Origin of the sequence: Vibrio sp. M250220 (assembly GCF_036533795.1) — a bacterium.
Taxonomy (GTDB): Bacteria; Pseudomonadota; Gammaproteobacteria; order Enterobacterales; family Vibrionaceae; genus Vibrio.
The window spans coordinates 1-482 of record NZ_JATABI010000203.1; the positions used below are offsets into that span (position 1 = coordinate 1).

The window sequence follows — 482 nt, forward strand, 5'->3', positions numbered from 1 at the left end:
TATCGCAGCAACGAATGGCGTTTTCTTTTTAGAGCCACGACCCCGTTTACCGCCCTTGCCTTTACCACCCCAATAGGCATCATCAAGCTGCACAATGTTCTCAAGTGGTTGTTTATCATCGTTTTCCTTCATTGCTTGCATCAACTTGTGCTTTAACCGCCAAGTAGCGTTGTAGGAAATGCCTAAATGACGAGATAACTCAAGAGCTGAAATTCCATTTTTACCCTGTGTAATTAAGTAGATAGCAAGAAACCAAACCGTTAATGGAAGCTTACTATTGGAAAGCAATGTCCCTGCTGTTAATGAGGTTTGTTGATGACATCGATTGCATTGATAAAGGGGACGTGACCTAAGCTGGCAGTAGCTCGTAGAGCCACAATTAGGGCACATGAAGCCATTCTCCCAGCGCAATGAAAATAAGCGTTTCTGACATTGTTCTTCTGTGCCATAAAGACTTAGAAATCGAGGAATAGAAATCCCAC

Annotated in this window: 1 protein-coding gene; it reads right to left on the bottom strand. The window is 42.9% G+C overall.

All coding sequences use genetic code 11. From position 1 onward, the window contains the following. Positions 1–482: IS1595 family transposase (locus QTN94_RS20440; RefSeq protein WP_443088820.1), on the bottom strand; the 482-nt coding region annotated here is incomplete at both ends.